The 16799-nt window shown below is 42.9% G+C and carries 15 protein-coding genes; 7 read left to right on the plus strand and 8 right to left on the minus strand.

What is annotated here, in order from left to right; translation table 11 throughout:
* The first annotated feature begins 4 nt into the window (after positions 1 to 4).
* From ACFPA1_RS27925 to ACFPA1_RS27940, 4 genes are all read left to right on the plus strand, one after another.
* On the plus strand, positions 5 to 1258 hold the full coding sequence (locus ACFPA1_RS27925; RefSeq protein WP_378588155.1) for a sensor histidine kinase: 1254 nt from the start codon (positions 5 to 7) through the stop codon (positions 1256 to 1258).
* A gap of 97 nt (positions 1259 to 1355) precedes the next feature.
* Positions 1356 to 1937 (plus strand): PepSY-associated TM helix domain-containing protein, encoded by a 582-nt coding sequence (locus ACFPA1_RS27930; protein ID WP_378588158.1) that lies wholly within the window; start codon positions 1356 to 1358, stop codon positions 1935 to 1937.
* A 174-nt stretch (positions 1938 to 2111) separates the two neighbouring features.
* A complete protein-coding gene (locus tag ACFPA1_RS27935; RefSeq protein WP_378588453.1) occupies positions 2112 to 2648 on the plus strand; it encodes a DinB family protein in 537 nt (178 codons plus the stop codon).
* Between the two features lie 16 nt (positions 2649 to 2664).
* The gene (locus tag ACFPA1_RS27940; RefSeq protein ID WP_213147632.1) at positions 2665 to 3291 is read left to right on the plus strand and encodes a histidine phosphatase family protein; all 627 of its coding nucleotides are present in this window, start codon (positions 2665 to 2667) and stop codon (positions 3289 to 3291) included.
* A 51-nt stretch (positions 3292 to 3342) separates the two neighbouring features.
* On the opposite strand, the gene ACFPA1_RS27945 is transcribed toward ACFPA1_RS27940, so the two are convergent.
* The 5 genes from ACFPA1_RS27945 to ACFPA1_RS27965 form a co-directional block, all read right to left on the minus strand.
* Positions 3343 to 5289, minus strand: a complete 1947-nt coding sequence (locus tag ACFPA1_RS27945; protein WP_378588162.1) for an FtsX-like permease family protein — start codon at positions 5287 to 5289, stop codon at positions 3343 to 3345.
* Positions 5279 to 6040: an ABC transporter ATP-binding protein gene (locus tag ACFPA1_RS27950; RefSeq protein WP_378588165.1), complete on the minus strand. Its 762-nt coding sequence runs from the start codon at positions 6038 to 6040 to the stop codon at positions 5279 to 5281. The genes ACFPA1_RS27945 and ACFPA1_RS27950 overlap by 11 nt, the downstream gene beginning before the upstream one ends.
* A gap of 100 nt (positions 6041 to 6140) precedes the next feature.
* Positions 6141 to 7145 (minus strand): sensor histidine kinase, encoded by a 1005-nt coding sequence (locus tag ACFPA1_RS27955; RefSeq protein WP_378588168.1) that lies wholly within the window; start codon positions 7143 to 7145, stop codon positions 6141 to 6143.
* The gene (locus tag ACFPA1_RS27960) at positions 7142 to 7837 is read right to left on the minus strand and encodes a response regulator transcription factor (protein WP_378588171.1); all 696 of its coding nucleotides are present in this window, start codon (positions 7835 to 7837) and stop codon (positions 7142 to 7144) included. Before ACFPA1_RS27960 ends, ACFPA1_RS27955 begins: the two co-directional genes overlap by 4 nt.
* A gap of 107 nt (positions 7838 to 7944) precedes the next feature.
* The gene (locus tag ACFPA1_RS27965; protein WP_378588173.1) at positions 7945 to 8928 is read right to left on the minus strand and encodes a Gfo/Idh/MocA family protein; all 984 of its coding nucleotides are present in this window, start codon (positions 8926 to 8928) and stop codon (positions 7945 to 7947) included.
* A 988-nt stretch (positions 8929 to 9916) separates the two neighbouring features.
* On the opposite strand from ACFPA1_RS27965, the gene ACFPA1_RS27970 reads away from it, so the two are divergent.
* On the plus strand, positions 9917 to 10810 hold the full coding sequence (locus ACFPA1_RS27970; protein ID WP_378588176.1) for a GNAT family N-acetyltransferase: 894 nt from the start codon (positions 9917 to 9919) through the stop codon (positions 10808 to 10810).
* Between the two features lie 197 nt (positions 10811 to 11007).
* A complete protein-coding gene (locus ACFPA1_RS27975; protein ID WP_378588178.1) occupies positions 11008 to 12390 on the plus strand; it encodes an L-cystine transporter in 1383 nt (460 codons plus the stop codon).
* Between the two features lie 69 nt (positions 12391 to 12459).
* Here ACFPA1_RS27975 and ACFPA1_RS27980 read toward each other — a convergent pair whose 3' ends face one another.
* From ACFPA1_RS27980 to ACFPA1_RS27990, 3 genes are all read right to left on the minus strand, one after another.
* Entirely contained in the window at positions 12460 to 13749 is a 1290-nt protein-coding gene (locus ACFPA1_RS27980; RefSeq protein ID WP_213147624.1) for an NCS2 family permease, read from the minus strand.
* Between the two features lie 302 nt (positions 13750 to 14051).
* Positions 14052 to 15017 carry a LacI family DNA-binding transcriptional regulator gene (locus tag ACFPA1_RS27985; RefSeq protein WP_378588181.1) on the minus strand — a complete coding sequence of 322 codons (966 nt, stop codon included), beginning with the start codon at positions 15015 to 15017 and terminating at the stop codon, positions 14052 to 14054.
* Between the two features lie 95 nt (positions 15018 to 15112).
* Positions 15113 to 15997: a hypothetical protein gene (locus tag ACFPA1_RS27990; protein ID WP_378588184.1), complete on the minus strand. Its 885-nt coding sequence runs from the start codon at positions 15995 to 15997 to the stop codon at positions 15113 to 15115.
* A 202-nt stretch (positions 15998 to 16199) separates the two neighbouring features.
* Between ACFPA1_RS27990 and ACFPA1_RS27995 the strand changes: the two genes are divergently transcribed.
* Complete coding sequence (locus tag ACFPA1_RS27995; RefSeq protein WP_378588187.1) at positions 16200 to 16766, plus strand: MOSC domain-containing protein; 567 nt, start codon at positions 16200 to 16202, stop codon at positions 16764 to 16766.
* Positions 16767 to 16799 lie beyond the last annotated feature (33 nt).

Here is a 16799-nt window from a genome sequence, read left to right on the forward strand (position 1 = left end):
GCATATGTTCAGGCGCACACATATTAGGCTGACTTTGTTAAATTCGCTGGTTTTCATCGTGTTAATCAGCATTCTTGGAAGCATTATTTATTTTTATACGGATAATCGATTATATCAGGATGTAAACCGGTCGTTAATGGAATCTGTTAATCATTTTCAACAGCAGCCAGGCGTTGACAATGATGATCATGATTCTCCCGGCCCTAGGTTCATGAAACGGGACCCAAGGATCATGACCTTATTGTGGCAGGGCGAAGGTAAACAGCTGATCGGGGAACAAGGCCGTGAAACCGAGTTGTTTTCGGGTAAAGAGGAGCAGATTCGCCCGAAAAAACTAAATTCCTTGCAGGATGTGGTAGCAGGAGGGTTTTCCTACCGATATATCGCTTTTGATGTGAATACTACAGCCGGAAAAGTCACCGTACAATTTATTCGCAACGTCAATTCGGAAAAAGAATTATTAGATAGGCTCATTTTGATTATGTTTATCGGTTGTGGTATTGGTGTCGTTTGCGCGCTGGTTTCCGGGTATTTCCTGGCCGGCAGGGCTCTTGTCCCGATTAAGAAGGCTTGGGATAAACAGCAGGAATTTGTCTCGGATGCCTCTCACGAGCTGCGGACGCCATTGGCAGTCATCCAGGCTAAAACCGATGTGCTGTTCCGGAATCCAAAGGCTACCATCCAGGATAAAATTCATGATATCTCCACTATTTCGAAAGAATCGCGCAGGCTTTCTAAGCTAGTGACCAATTTATTGACGCTGGCAAGATCGGACTCCAATCAACTGGAAATGAAGAAGCAAGAGTTTCAAATCGATGAGCTTTTAAAAGAAATCCTTTTGCAATTTGAAGATATTGCTTTATATCAAGAAAAATCAATCCATTTAGAGGCCCCTGAGCCTGTTGCTTTTTGCGGGGATAAGGAAAGGATCCATCAGCTCATTGTTATATTACTGGACAACGCGATGAAGTATACAAATGAAGGCGGAGAAATCCTGCTTTCTTGCCTGCAAAGCCACTCTTCCATTATCCTTTCCGTAATGGATACCGGGATTGGCATTCCTGAGCAGGACATCCCGCGAATATTCGACCGCTTTTTCCAAAGTGATAAAACTCGGACATCTGCTGAGGGAACAGGGCTTGGCTTATCCATCGCTAAATGGATTATTGACAAGCACCACGGCAAAGTCAAAGTGAACAGCTCGCTTGGTAAAGGAACATCGATTGAAATTGTCTTTCCAAGAACCCAAAAAAATTAATATGGGTTCTTTAATTTTTTTAAGAATATCTTAAGGAAAGCTCTTCATAATGAGGGTATCTAATGGGTACAAGCATATTGAAGGGAGAAAACTTTAAATGAAAAAAGTGAGAAAAGCGCATTTATGGATTGGTTTAATAGCTTCTGTGTTAATCTTTATGGAGTCGCTCACAGGGCTGCTTATGAATGAACCATGGCTGATCGGACAGACCCAGATGGGGGAGCGCGGCAATTTCCAGCCTGGTCAATTTAGACAAGGTTTTACAAACGGCGCTGGAAAGACTCAAGGAGGGTTTAATCGCCAAATGGATGGCCAAGCAGGCGATAACAACCAACGACAAACAAATGGTCAATTCGGAAATCAAATGCAAGGGCAAGATGGTAATCAAATGCAGGGGCAGAACAGAAACGGCCAATTCCAAGGAGGAGCTGGCAGGTTTAACGGAAACTTCACGAGAGGGTTCCGCGGTGAAGGCATAGGCCAAACATCCGCTATGGGCATCATCAGAGGACTTCATGAAGGCCGAATCGGAAATACTAATGTCAAGTGGCTGATCGACCTTACTGCTATTGCGATGATGTTCCTAACAGGTTCAGGCATCTATCTTTCTATTAAAGTCCTAGGTGCCGAGCGCAAAAGAAAAAAACGCCAGGAAGATCCTTATAATGAAGTGGTCTAATTTAGACAAAGCAAACTGAACATAATAGTCTACTAAAATGGAAGAGACACATCCGAAATGCGGAGAGTGTCTCTTTATTTTTCAGAAAATTAAACAGGAATTCGAATGGGAAATGCCGAATAATAGGTAGTAGAATTTTTCGAGCAGCGGAGGAATGCGGATTTGATAAAAGATATGGAATCAATATTAATCATTGATCAAAAGGATGGGTTTGGGCCGGAATTCGGCAAATTGGTGTCGATGATGGAATATGCCAGGGCCACTACTATTGAAGAGGTAAAAAATCTTACGGTAGAGGAACTGGATTTTCTTTATGATGAGGACGCCAATTCCATCGGCATGCTCCTGGCCCATTTTGCGGCTGTTGAAAAAGCATACCAAATCGTTACCTTTGAAAATCGGGATGACCTAACAGATGAAGAGGTTGCCAGTCTGAACCCAGGTCTAGATTTAGGGAACCCCGGGCAGGAACAAATTAATGGTAACAGCATTGACTATTATTTAAATCATTTAGCAGAAGTAAGGGCCGTAACCATTGAAAGATTTAAAGCCCTCCCGGATGAATGGTTATTCGAGCAGACCCCGTTTTGGTGGAATCTACAGGCAAATAACTACTTTAAATGGTTTCATGTTTTTGAAGATGAGCTGAACCATCGAGGCCAAATTAGGATTATAAAAAAAATGATCAAAAAGGCCAACAAGAAAAGATAAACAAGGAGTGGAGATTTTGAACATTTATGTTATCCGTCACGGTGAATCTGAGCACAACGTTGACCGGACCGTGATGTCACATACGCATGATTCCCAGCATAGTTTGACGGAACTTGGTTTCAAGCAAGCACAAGTGACGGCCGATTACCTCAAAACAATCATCGAAGGCAAAACCGTTCTTTACAGCTCACCCTATTTACGGACAAAACAAACCGCCCAGGCCATTCATTCCTTATTGCCGGGGGATGTTCCATTTTTGGAGAACCCGCTGATAAGAGAATGGGAGCTTGGTAACCTGTATGACTTCAACAACCGTACCCCTGAGGCAAAGAAGGAATATAAGGCAGCAGGGCAATTTTACTTCCGCTTTCAAAATGGCGAATCCCTCGCTGATGTGTACCTGCGCGCAACCATGTTTATGAATACGGTGGTTGACCGCCTGCAGCGGCAGCAGCGCTATGATAATCTTGTGATTGTTACGCACGCCGCTTTTATTCATATGCTGCTGGCATTCCTAACGGAGACGCCGGTTGAAGATTTATTAAATTTCAAGCCGATTGAAAATGCATCTGTCACCAAGATTGATGAGGTGGATGGGGACTATCAGCACGAAAAAATCTTTGTGCCGAAGGTTGAAATCTAGTCATTATATGCAAAATGGCCCCGCCAAAAAGGCTGAGGGCCATTTTATTTATTATAGTGCTTCGTTAATCACCTTTTTGTAATAAGCCACCGAGAGAACACCAAAAATGGAGTAGAGCGCCGCATACAACAGCATTACAACCAGCATCGGTGTCCAAACCTCTGCACCAAACAAAAACCAACCGGATTGAACCGCAAAATAACCGTGTGCGAGTCCAACCGCTAACGGAATGCCAAAGCTAAAGAGCTGCTTTCCTTGAATTCCTCTTAACAAATCCCCTTGTGTAAAACCAAGTTTTCGTAAAATCGTATAATTGGGCTTTTCCTCTTCACTTTCACCCATCTGCTTAAAATATAGAATGCAGCCGGAAGTTATCAGAAAGGTTAACCCAAGGAAGCCAACGATAAACATGGCCAGCCCCATTGTATTTTTCTGCTTTTTGATCAAGTTGAGGCGGGAATCATTTCCATGCTCGCTGCTAAAATGAAGACTGGAGAAGACCTTATTGGCTTTTTCAAGCTGTCCCTCGTTTTTTAAATTAATTCCAATGAAAAGGGATGATTCTTGTTGAACCTTTGGATCCAAATCTTGTTTCAGCCGCTGAAAAACGGCATCATCTACAATGGCAGTCGGTGAACCGCCAGCTGTGTAGTACCAGGAAATCACGAACTCTTTTTTCAGTCCCGAGTATTTTAACGGAATCACTTGATGAACCCCCTTAAATTCAATCGTTCCTGAATCCTTTAAGGTCATAAACTTCTGCAGCAAATCACTATAGCCGGTAAAAATAGTTTCACCCGGTGTTGCATCAACATTTTTTACAGATCTGTCGCTGATGACTGACATAGGCATGTCGGCAGGGTCAACCATCATTCCTTCCAAATTCCGTTCTAGGATTGGCTTCAGGTTTGCGCTGACCTGAATAACCTCAATACGTTTTTCATGAAAGTCGATTCCTGCATTGTCCAGGGCGGTCTCAAATTTCGTTGCATCCTCTTCGGTAACAAAAGCAAAATCAGCGGCCACATTATTTTGGGCTGTTTTGTCAACAGAATAATAGGAGATATAGCATAACGATAATAGACCGATCGCCAGTGCCGATACAGTTGTGATAATCGTTAAAACAAGTGCATTCGATTTCATTCGGAACATGATGGAGGACAGCGACATCACTTCATTAATTGATAAATAGCCGTCTTTCTGTTTGCGGGTGAGTTGGAAAATGAAACTGACCGAACCCTTATAAAACAAATATGTTCCGATAATAACTGATCCGAGAATTCCCGTCATCGCCGCAAATAATGCCGGCATGGTGGTAAAATCTCCGCCAAACAGCTTGGAAGAAACGTAATAGCCGGTGGCAATCAACACTAATCCAAGAATCCCAATAACGTTTTGAACCATGGATAGTTTTTGGATTTTTCCTTCTGTTGAGGAAATGACTCTGAACAATGACAGGATACTCTGCCGTTTGATAAAGATAAAGTTCATTAACATGATAAACAGGTAAATCACCATAAAAACTATGATGGTCTGTACAAGTGCCTGAGATGAAAAATGGAGGCTGGCGACAGCATCGACGCCGGTTATTTTAAAAAGAATCATCAGAATCAACCGCGAAACCGAAAACCCGAGAAAGATGCCAATCACTAGGGAGCCGAAGTAAAGGATAAAGTTCTCGGCACTGAGAATCCGGAAAATCCGGCCTTTGGTCATTCCGATTAACTGGAATAATCCGATTTCTTTGCTCCGCCGCTTGATGAAAATGTTATTGGCATACAGCAAAAAGATGGAGACAATTGCGACAAGCAAAATCGAAGCGGTCCGAATGGCGGCGGCCCCTTTGATGGTCCCTTTCGCTTCCGTCATCGCCGGGTCATACTGCAGCGTAACAAACGCAAAATATAAAGCTACACTAAAGACCAACGCAAACACATACAAAAAATAATTTTTCAAGTTCTTTTTCAAGTTGCGAATGATCAGTTGATTAATGTTCATATTGAACACCGCCCAACACCGCTTGAGTTTTCATAATGTCTTGAAAGAAGGCCTGCCGGGGCTGTTCGCCCTTAGTTAACTGGGTATAAATCTGCCCGTCCTTAATGAAAATGACCCGGCTGCTAAAGCTGGCGGCAACAGGATCATGGGTGACCATCGCAATCGTAGCATTACGCCGTTGATTTAATCCACTAAGCTTGTTTAACAGGTCTGATGCCGATTTGGAGTCGAGTGCACCCGTCGGTTCGTCCGCAAAAATAATGCTCGGTTCATGGATAAACGCCCTTGCGGCAGAAGTCCGCTGTTTTTGTCCGCCGGAAATTTCATTTGGATATTTGTCCTTAAGCTCGTAAATACCGAGTTCTTCAGCCACTTCGGCAAATTTTTGATCCGCTTCTTTTTTCGGCATTTTCGTGATGGACAGCGGCAGGAGAATGTTTTCTTTTACCGTTAATGTATCTAAAAGGTTATATTCTTGAAAAATAAACCCTAAATGATGTTTCCGAAACTCAGCCAGCTGTTTTTCTTTCATTCGAGTGATTTCGTTTCCTTCAATTTTGATGGAGCCGTTGCTTGCTTTGTCAATTGAAGAAAGGACATTCAAGAGAGTTGTTTTTCCGGAGCCAGAGGCACCCATGATGCTGACAAATTCTCCTTTTTCAATACTTAAATCAATTCCCTTTAGAACGTCCTGTTTATTCCACTTGTTGCCGTAGCTTTTATAAATTTTACTAGCTTCTAAAATTGGCATTTCGACACACTCCTTATTTCGATAGCTTTAGTATAAAGGTGCGTGTGGATCACTTCCTTCGTTTCGCCGAACAAATGCGGCAAAGCATGTGACAATGTTGTCACATGCCTGATATATGAAGGAACTCATTTCTTTTTGGAAAAATTAGCGTAAATGTCGTGCCTTCTCCTAATTTGGATCGCACCTCGATATGGATGAATAGCGGCTGGGATGCCTTTTTTGCAAGATAAAGCCCCATGCCGGTAGCCGCGCTGTCTTGATGTTTGGTGGTCGAGGTGAAGCCCTTGTCAAAAATGCGGGGCAGATCCCTCGGGTCAATGCCTCGGCCGAAATCGGTGACTTCAAGTATGGTCAGTCCATCTTGAAGGCCGCTTTTGATGAAAATATCCGAGGCTTCGCTGTATTTCACAGCATTGGTTAATAACTGTCTGAGAATAAACGCCAGCCACTTGGCATCCGTCAGTACCTCGGTGATGCCCAGCTCTATATCAAAACCGATCCCTTTTTGCATACACCATGATTGCAGCGTTTTAATCTCTGAATAAATAATCGACTTTAAATCTGTTTTTTCGATATATAAGTCATTTTCCATAAATGGTATCCGCTTTTGGTGAAGCTGCTGGTCAAGCAGCAGATGAATTCGCAGCCACTCAAATCTTAGGTTTGCCCTCAGCTTGCTATCCTCCATGCGGTCAATCATTAAAGACATAGCTGTCAGTGGTGTTTTCACCTCGTGAATCCAGGATAACAGCTCATCCTTTTCCTGCTCCAGCATCGTACGATTCGCGGAAGCCTCTATTTTAAGGGATTCGGTTTGGTTGATGACGCTTCTTTCAATAATTTTTTCAAAAGGGCTACTGGCTTTCGGCAGGCCAGTTAGATCAAGGCTGCTTTCCCAATCCGCCAGGCCTTTATAGAAGTTCGTCTCCTTGTGGAAACGAACGGTTAGGAAAATCGCAAAGATAATGAGCGATAGAAAAACCATATACAGGACGGGCAAAAACGGGATAGCAGAATCAATGTAGGCGATAAAAACGATGAGGAATTCTAAGGATAAAGTGAGCAGAATCCAGCTCCGCCGTTCTTTTATAAAATGTTTTATCATGGCAGCTGCGCCACATCGACCGCCATATAGCCTTGTCCCACTTTCGTTTCGATAAAATGCCCGATGCTAAGTTCATCGAGTTTTTTGCGGAGCCGGTTTACGTTCACCGTTAAGGTATTATCGCTGACAAACCGCTCGTCATCCCACAAGCTTTTGATTAACGCTTCGCGTGTGACGATTTTATTCTTTTGATTAATAAGCTCTCTTAAAATAAACATTTCATTCTTGGTCAGCTCGATTGAACCTGCGTCGTTCCCGACTGTATTTTTTTGATAATCGACTGTCGCTCCGCACCAGGTTTTCAGTTCAATTTGGCTGTCGCTGCTGTAATCATAAACCCGGCGCAGTATCGCCTGTATTTTTGCAATCAGGACATCGAAGTGGAAGGGTTTTTGGATGAAGTCATCTGCGCCAAGCTGCATCGCCATCACTATGTCGGAAGGGTGATCCCGTGATGATAAAAATAAAATTGGCACGCTCGAGTGGGAACGAATCATCCGGCACCAATGGAAACCGTCAAATTTGGGCAGCTGGATATCAATGATGACCAAATCAGGCTTGGTAGCCGTGAATTCCTGCATGACTTGGGCAAAATCTGTTATTCCATACACGTCATAGGACCAGCCGGATAGCCGTTCCTTCACTTCATTGAATAATGTAGCATCGTCTTCAATCAATAAGAGCTTAAACATTGGTATCACCAACTTATCTCGGTTTTTCCTCAATTACATAGTATAGCAAAAATTTCCTTTTATCTATTAAAAAAAGAGCCAACTTTGTGAAGTGGCTCCATTCTAAATTATGGCTGGTCGGTTGGGAAAACGATGCCGGCGTCCTTTCTTGCTGTAACTAGCATCTTCATGACTGAGTAACTGTAATCGAGTAATTCATAGCAGCTGTCAAAGTCCTGATTTTTATATATTTCCTTGAAGGCCAGTAGTTCATAATAAAGCTTGTTCGTTGTAGTCTGATTGTTTAAGGTAACGGCTGTTCCGTCGGTATGTAAGCTGACGTTTTGACACCCATTTGCCCCATGTTCAACATGGATATATCCTTTTTCACCTTGGATAAGGACAAAGTTCAGGCCTTGTGTATCCTTGCTTCCCACGCATTCGGCGATAAAATCGGGATATTTCATAACGAGAACCCCAGAGGTGTCAATTCCGTTCGGATGCTTATTGGCCGTATAGCGGATGGATTCTGGTGTCCCGAACAGGTTCATCACGAAATGCAGGTTATAAATGTTGATGTCGACAAGGGCGCCGCCGGAAAACTTCGGATTAAATACATTCGGTGTCTCCCCGGCAAGCAGGGCATCGTACCGGCTTGAGTATTGGCTGTAGTTGCACTGGATCATTCTTACTTGCCCTATCATTGGCAGGTTTTCTTTAATGAGTTGATAGTTTGGCAGGTGAATGGTTGTGATGGCCTCAAACAGCATTAAATTCTTTTGTTTGGCGAGTGCTATCAAGCTTTCAAGTTCTGCGACGGTCGATGTGAACGGTTTTTCACATATGACATGCTTCCCGTAGTGGAGCGCTTGAGTGGCCTGTTCGTAATGCAGGCTGTTTGGGGATGCCAGGTAAATAAAGTCGATGCCTGGGTCCTGGAACATTTTTTCGATGTCGGTGTAGATAGTTGGGATTTGATATTTTTCGGCTAACGGTTGGGCAGTTTCCTGCTTTCGGGAATACATCGCCACACATTGGGCGTCATCGATTGCGTTTAGTGCAGAAAGGAAGGTATCCACGATCGAACCCGTTCCAATAGTAGCAATATTCATATGCTCAAGTCCTCCAATAACAAAATACTCCTAACATCATAATGTATTTTGGCAGGCTTGCCAAATAAGGCATGGAATGAGGCATGGGGACGGTTCTTTTGCATCACTTTTGAATAGTGGAGGGGCTTAAGTTCTTTGTGAAGAAAATAAAAGACAAAGCCGAAACTTTGCACTGGTAAAGTGTCCGATAAGAGGCTTCTAAAGGACAAAATGGAGAGCCCGCACTGGTAAAGTGTCCAATAGAAGACCTTTAAAGGACAAAATGGAGAGCCCGCGCTGGCGAAGTGTCCAATAGAAGGCCTCTAAAGGACAAAACGGAGAGCCGTGCTGGCAAAGTATCCAATAGAAGGTCTCTAAAGGATAAAACGGAGAGCCTGCGCTGGCGAAGTGCCCAATAGAAGGCCTCTAAAGGACAAAACGGAGAGCCCGCGCTGGCGAAGTGTCCAATAGAAGGCCTCTAAAGGACAAAACGGAGAGCCGGCGCTGGCGAAGTGTCCAATAGAAGGCCTCCAAAGGACAAAATGGAGAGCCTGCGCTGGCAAAGTGTCCAATAGAAGGCCTCTAAAGGACAAAACGGCGAGCCGTGCTGGCAAAGTATCCAATAAATGAGGTTAGTCTAAAAAGTGGACACGTAAAAATGAGAATAAGTTTATAATACAATCATCATTTATAAGGACGTATTCACTATGGGGAAGCACCATACACAGGAGTATAGAGATTATGTTTCAAAATTAGTAGTAGAGGAGGGCAAAAAAGCTACAGAAGTAAGTCGGGATCTTGAGATATCCTCTAAAACGATTAGTCGGTATTCGAAAAAACAGCCAAGGAAGAGCTGGTAAAAAGTAATCCTTTCCTTAGAAAAACCATTTTCATACCAGTCGTTCTTGTGCCAATTGGAATAATATGTTCTTTCATCTATATGGTTATTCTTTTTTCAAATGGGTTCATACCAGGGCCATGAAAAATTATTTAAAGGAGATGTGGAAAAATGAAACTAGAGTCGTTGAGACATGATCAACTAAAAGATTTTGTTGAATACTGTAAAAAACACCGTAAAGAATTAGATGATTCTTTTTTATATGATGATGATTTAGCAAAGTTTGAACTTAATAACGAAAATCCTACTTACATTGTGGCAGATCAACAGGGGGAGATTGTCGCTGCAGCCTCTTTAATTATCGATGAATATCAGCGAAGGGGGAAACGTGCTCGGTTTCGGATATTCCATTCGGAAATAAAAGATGTTGAAGTCTATAACATGCTCATGAAAGCATTACGCAAACATACTGCCGATATTGAAAAACTGTTTATTTTTGTCCCATTGGGTAACCAGACATTGTCTAAAGTGATGGAGGAGTTGGAGTTTTCCGTTGACAGGTACGTATTCCTGCTTGTTAGAGAGGACATGGATGTACCCGTGCTTAGTTTGCCTAAAGGTTACAAGATTAGAGATTTCAAACCTGGAAAAGATGAAGAAATCTGGTGTGAGGTCCGAAATGCAGGGTTCGCGAACCTAAAGGGAAATGAAACGCCCGTTACTCCTGACATGGTCGAGAAGTTGGTTGAAAGTGCGGATTACATTGACGGCGGAATGAAAATACTCTTTGATAAGGACATTCCGGTCGGCGTTGTCAGGGGGGCTAAAGATAAATATGAAGGGGCGCCGATTATGAACATCGGCCCGCTTGCCATCCTGCCGGAATATCAGGGCAAAGGCTTAGGCAGACTTCTACTAAGGACAGCCCTTCAGCTTGCCAAAGAAAAAGCGTACCAAAGAACGATTCTTTCCGTTAATGGAGAGAATGAGCAGGCAAAAGCTCTTTATCTTCAGGAAGGCTTTGAGCAGGTGGAGGGCGTCGCTTGTTATCAGTATGATTTATAGGTGTGCCGGCTGGAAAACTTAAATTATATTAATATAACAAAATACGTTATGAGGGCGCCTTTCATTAATAAGCAGGGTGCCCATTATTTATAGAATTATTAAAGTAAAAACTTAAGCTTAAAGGATTAGTAATTCCGACTTGACTCATAGGAATAAATACATTAAAATTTGAAAGTATTAAAATAGGAGGTTATGAAATGAATAACATATTAATTATCGTGAACGTTGTCGTTCTTCTGTTTCTGATGTTCGGCTTGTTCATGATGCAAAAAAAGCATGTTTCTTTTTCAAAACGTGTGTTCACCGGACTCGGTTTAGGTCTTGTATTTGGATTTATCATTCATCTTATTTACGGTGGAACACATGAAGTAACAACACAGTCGATTAACTGGTTTAACATTGTCGGCGGCGGTTATGTCAAACTGCTGCAAATGGTTGTTATGCCATTAGTGTTTATATCCATTGTGGGAGCTTTTACGAAATTAAAGCTGACTAAAAATATTGGGAAAATCAGTTTTCTTGTTATTGCCATCCTTCTTGGAACAACTGCGGTTTCCGCTGCCATCGGTATTGGATCAGCGCTCGGATTCGGACTTGACGGAATCAAGTTAACTGCAGGGGATGCCGAAAATGCCCGTAATGAGCTATTGAAAGAAAAAGTGGCTGGTGTAGAAACTATGACGCTGCCACAGCAGATCGTTGAACTTATTCCAGGCAATCCGTTTCTAGATTTAACAGGCGCTCGTCCAACATCAACGATTGCCGTTGTTATTTTTGCAGCTTTCATCGGCGTTGCTTATCTTGGGGTAAAACGAAAGGAACCTGAGAAAGCTGAATTTTTTGCAAAAATAATCGATACGTTATATTCCATCACCATGAGGGTTGTAACACTTATTCTAAGATTAACACCATACGGTATTTTAGCCATCATTACCAAGGTGGCAGCGGTAAGTGATTACGACGCGATTGTAAAATTAGGAAAGTTTGTCGTCGCTTCTTACGTGGCGCTTATCTTAATGTTTATTGTACATTTATTACTTATAACATTTGCAAAATTAAGCCCTGTAAACTATCTGAAAAAAGGGATGCCTACATTAACGTTTGCCTTTACGTCACGTTCAAGTGCAGGAACATTGCCAATGACCATTAAGACGCAAACGAAAGACTTTGGCGTGTCTGAAGGGGTTGCCAACTTTGCTGGTTCTTTCGGACTTTCCATCGGACAAAACGGCTGTGCAGGAATTTATCCGGCGATGCTCGCAGTCATGGTGGCGCCGTCTGCAGGCATTGATCCAACAAGCATTTCTTTTATCCTGACTCTTATTGTAGTTGTTGCAATCAGTTCATTCGGTGTTGCCGGTGTAGGGGGCGGAGCAACCTTCGCAGCTTTAATCGTACTATCGGTCTTGAACCTGCCAGTTGCTATTGTTGGTCTCCTAATCTCTGTTGAACCTCTAATTGACATGGGACGTACGGCCCTTAACGTTAGCGGTTCGATGACTGCCGGTGTGTTAACAAGTAAGGCAACAGGTGAATTCGATAGTAAAGTTTACCAGCAGCCTAACATAGCGGAAGCATAATATGGTAATTAAAAAAGCAGAATGCTGAGTTGGCATTCTGCTTTTTGTGTATATTAAACGCACTTGCTGTTAACCAATCGAGTGCAGTAAAAAGTTCGTCAAGAAAAGAATCGAAATAATATAGATGGAAAGGGAAAGCTGATGTTTCTTGTTAGTAAACAGCTTTACCAGCGGATAGGCAATAAATCCGAAGGCAATTCCATCAACGATGCTGTAGGTTAACGGAATCATGATGATTACGAGAAAAGCCGGAAAGGCTTCCGTAAAATCAGTGAAATCAATATTTACGATATTGGTCAGCATTAAACCACCGATAATAATTAGGATTGGCGCGATCGCTGTTGCCGGAACCAGTTTGATGAACGGCATGAAGAAAAGCGATGCCAGGAAAAGCAGCCCCGTGATAATCGAGGTTAAACCTGTTCTTCCGCCTGCGGTAATCCCTGCAGCCGTTTCAACCGTTGATACAGATGGACTTGTGCCGAATAATCCGCATACGATCGTGGAAATCGAAATGGCCTTTAAGGATTTTCCGTTTTTTTCAGGTGCTTGCAGCATCCCGTCTACTTGGGAATGAAGCAGGCCGATATTTTCAAAAACAAGCACTAATACCAGTGAAAAAGCCGCTGTCCAGAACGGAATCGTGGTTATTTTTCCAAAGTCTGCACTTAGGAAGACGTTTTTATAGTCCGCAAAGGAAATAAAACTGGTGTGGGTTTTCGAAAAGTCTACCAATCCGAAAAGATAGGACACGAACGTTCCTAAAATAATGCTAATCAGGAAATTCCCAGGTACTTTCTTTAAAAATAAAAATAACGTGATAATCAGATTAATAATCGACGCCATTACAATCGGGGACGCCAAATTGCCAAGCGCCACGAAGTTCGTTGGATTCCCAACAATGATGCCGCTTTTTTGCAGGCCGATAAAGGCAATAAATAAGCCAATTCCGACTGAAATGGATTCCTTTAAAGATGACGGAATCGCTCTTGAGATGATGCCGGATAATTTCGTGAAAGCCACAATCACAAAGAGAATGCCTGACACGACAACGGCAGCCAGTGCCTCCTTGTAGTCCAGGCCCATCGTACCGACAATCGTGTAGGTGAATAGGGCATTAATTCCCATTCCTGGTACGATAATTAATGGTGCGTTGGCAACAAATGCCACAAGCAAGCAGCCAATCAGTGAAGAGAGTACGGTTGCGATAATTCCGGCTTCGAGTGGTATGCCTGCATCCTGCAGAATACTTCCATTGACAGCGATAATATAGACAATGGAAAAGAACGCCGTAACCCCCGCAATAACCTCCTTCTTCAAGCTTGTTCCGTGCTCGCTAAGTTTAAAAACTCCCTTCATTTTCTTATCACACTTTCTAGTGTGTCCCTCTCCCGCCCGCATCAAGTTAGAATTCTATGAATCAACTTATGCCGGGGAATATTATAACACAGAAAAGGACAATAACAAGAGAGGAGCTTGCTTCCAGCTAAGCTGCCTGCAGCACCTACCGTAACGCTCGAGAATCCGATCACGCCAGCTAGGTGCTGCGGTATTACAAAATTTAGGATAGAGTATGAAACGCGTTTCAGGTCAAGGAGATTGATACAATTTTTTTAAGAAAACTTGGGTACAGCCACATCAACTGACCGCAAGTCTTTTGATTAGACTGTACCGCGTTCAATCAATCTAACAGGAATCTCCTGATAAGAAATTTCCTGATTTTCCTCGATTCCTTGAAGAAATAGATTTCTACCAATTTCTACAAGCGGGATTTCAATCGTCGTGATGTCCATTATTTGAGCGATCGGCTGGTTATTAAAGCCAATCAGCGCTAGGTTACTAGGAATGGAAATTTGCCGATTCCTTGCGCAGGTGACGATTCCGGCGGCGACATCATCATTTGTCACCAGCAAAGCAGTCGGAGCGTCCGGCATTTCTATAATCTTTTCTACGACTCGTTCTCCATCCTCAAAATAAAGACAGTTATCAAATACGAAAGCAGGGTCATATGGCAAATGATTTTTTTTCAGAAAGGCCTTATAGGCCAGTTCTCTAAACTTACTGTTTGTACCCGTTTTTCTCCCGATGGAATAACCAACTTTTCGATGCCCTTTTTGAATTAAATATTCCAGCGCATAGATAAAGGTTTGATAGTGATCCACAAAGGTAGATGGCACATTTTTACCTCTAGTATCCTCACACAGAATAATCGGCCCATAAGGAAGAAACTCCTCAATTAACGACCAGCTGCTTGCTCTCGAACAAATGATTAACGCATCAATTTGTTTTTGCTTTAACATTTGCAAAGCGTCTAATTCTCTTTCTTCCTTATAGTTGGTTTGGAAAAGAACGAGATTATAATTGTGTGCTAATGCTTCATGGGAGATTCCTTTCATTAACGAAGCGAAATAGGGGTGGTCAATGTATGGGACCACCACACCGACAAGGAAGGTTTTTCCCATGCTTAAATGAACCGCGTTAATATTTGGCTGGTAATTGCTTTGCTTAATGGCATCGAGGACAGCCTTGCGCTTTTCCTCTTTGACATATGGGTGATTATTGATCACCCGCGATACCGTCGTGACGGAAACGCCGGCCATTTTTGCTAAATCTCTGATATTAGTCAAGGTGTCAGACACTCTCCATCGTTGCTATTATTAGGAAGAGTATAATACTTTTTATAAGGAAAATGAAGAATGAATAGCATCACTTCGTTAAGGTGTTATACGTGAGTAGGCTCTAGTTCAGGGGTGTTCAGCCTTATATACTTCCTGCCTCTATTCGGATAAATCCCCTCTGTGTGATACCATTCCCATACTTTTTCGCCCTTTTTGCGGCCGATGGAACCGTTCATTATGAGCCCCGCTTTAATCAAGTGGCGGGGGATTCCCTTGATGTAATAAGTACGGTTGGTGTTGGATTCGGTTAGCACAATGGTATCTTCAATTCTACTGGTCACTTCGAACAGACTGTCCTTCCGTTCAGCAAACTGGTCAAACTTATATTCGACTTTTTGCAACGCCAACTCGAGATTAAAGTCACTTTGGTGAAGTTGAGGGAAATCGCATAAAAAGAGGTAATTCAGCAGGTGTTCACAGATTTTAAGATCAGAGCGGGCCTCATTCGCATATTGGTTAACAAGACCATACCAAGAAGTGCCAACCCTTCGGTCCAGCCAGCGGACGAAATTTTTCAACTGCATCAGGAATTTTTCGGTTTCTTTTTCTTGCGGCGTAATTTTCATACAATGAAGAAAATGAGTGAAGATTAATTCTTCCCAGAATGAGGAATCGCATTCTTTCCATGAAGGAGGACAGGTATCTTCTAACGTATCGGTCATAAAGCTTGAAAAAACCTCGAGAAATTCATTGCGGAGCTTGTTGGCAGGCTGTTCACGTTTGTAGGAGAGAATGTCTTTTCCATAATAGAAAAAGTGGCCGCGTTGCCGAAAGTGAAATTGGGAGCCCATCGCCATGTTCTTTAAAAATTCCTCCCGTTCCTCAGGATTAGTGAAAGGCTGTATAAATACATTCATTTGCAGCTTATTACCGCAGCATTTCTCCTGAGGTTTGCCGCTGCCGCACGGACATAAAGATTGTTTTTTCATAGAACGAATCAACCAGCTTTCTAAGTGGATTTTTTTGAAAGGGGCTAGAGAGGATATTCTAGGGGTGACAACCGTATTATAACTTATCTTTGAAATAATGAATCTGAAAATTGTGTGAACGTGCACTGACTTGTAAGAATTGGAATTGGAGTTAGCCTGCGGTAAAGTAGAATTAGAGGATTTTTTTACGGGAGGACTTTATATGAAAAAAGCAAAAGCAAACATCAAGGGAATATTAATAGCGGATCAGGATGGCACATTTGTGACCAGAAGGATTCCGGAGGTACAACTTGAATTTGGCGGAATACGAGGCGACCGACATTTCGGAGTAACGTGTGCGGCCGACTCCAGGCAGCCAATGTATCCAAAGGGGACGGAAATTCTAAACCGCCGGCAGATTACCGTCGTTTCAGTGGAAGACTGTGCGGAGATTGCCGAAGAGTTAGGGGTACCGCATGTTCTGCCGGAATGGTTAGGAGCGAATCTATTGGTGCAAGGCTTTCCGGAGTTGACCAAATTAACGCTGGGCTCGCGGATTATGTTTCCAAGTGGGGCTGGGTTGATCTGCATGGGGGAAAACCTGCCGTGCATCTTCCCGGGCGAGGAGATTCAAAAGCACTTTCCGGAGTATCCTAAGCTGGCCGCACGTTTTGTCCGTGCCGGGTATAAGCGGCGGGGAATCGTTTGTGCAGTGGAGAGACCGGGGGGCATTTCTGAAGGTGAAGAGGTACAAATTTTGATAAATGATTATATGAACCCTTTGCAATAGGTGATGGTATGAGGACAAAACGAGCAAAAAACC

This window comes from Neobacillus sp. GCM10023253, assembly GCF_042653105.1.
Taxonomy (GTDB): Bacteria; Bacillota; Bacilli; order Bacillales; family Cytobacillaceae; genus Neobacillus; species Neobacillus citreus.

Excerpts from the sequence above, each read along its gene's own strand:
- ACFPA1_RS27970 (WP_378588176.1), top strand. The coding sequence starts at position 9,917 with ATGAAACTAGAGTCGTTGAGACATGATCAACTAAAAGATTTTGTTGAA.
- ACFPA1_RS27995 (WP_378588187.1), top strand. The coding sequence starts at position 16,200 with ATGAAAAAAGCAAAAGCAAACATCAAGGGAATATTAATAGCGGATCAG.
- ACFPA1_RS27980 (WP_213147624.1), bottom strand. The coding sequence starts at position 13,749 with ATGAAGGGAGTTTTTAAACTTAGCGAGCACGGAACAAGCTTGAAGAAG.
- ACFPA1_RS27945 (WP_378588162.1), bottom strand. The coding sequence starts at position 5,289 with ATGAACATTAATCAACTGATCATTCGCAACTTGAAAAAGAACTTGAAA.
- ACFPA1_RS27960 (WP_378588171.1), bottom strand. The coding sequence starts at position 7,837 with ATGTTTAAGCTCTTATTGATTGAAGACGATGCTACATTATTCAATGAA.
- ACFPA1_RS27925 (WP_378588155.1), top strand. The coding sequence starts at position 5 with ATGTTCAGGCGCACACATATTAGGCTGACTTTGTTAAATTCGCTGGTT.
- ACFPA1_RS27935 (WP_378588453.1), top strand. The coding sequence starts at position 2,112 with ATGGAATCAATATTAATCATTGATCAAAAGGATGGGTTTGGGCCGGAA.
- ACFPA1_RS27930 (WP_378588158.1), top strand. The coding sequence starts at position 1,356 with ATGAAAAAAGTGAGAAAAGCGCATTTATGGATTGGTTTAATAGCTTCT.
- ACFPA1_RS27950 (WP_378588165.1), bottom strand. The coding sequence starts at position 6,040 with ATGCCAATTTTAGAAGCTAGTAAAATTTATAAAAGCTACGGCAACAAG.
- ACFPA1_RS27975 (WP_378588178.1), top strand. The coding sequence starts at position 11,008 with ATGAATAACATATTAATTATCGTGAACGTTGTCGTTCTTCTGTTTCTG.
- ACFPA1_RS27990 (WP_378588184.1), bottom strand. The coding sequence starts at position 15,997 with ATGAAAAAACAATCTTTATGTCCGTGCGGCAGCGGCAAACCTCAGGAG.
- ACFPA1_RS27955 (WP_378588168.1), bottom strand. The coding sequence starts at position 7,145 with ATGATAAAACATTTTATAAAAGAACGGCGGAGCTGGATTCTGCTCACT.
- ACFPA1_RS27965 (WP_378588173.1), bottom strand. The coding sequence starts at position 8,928 with ATGAATATTGCTACTATTGGAACGGGTTCGATCGTGGATACCTTCCTT.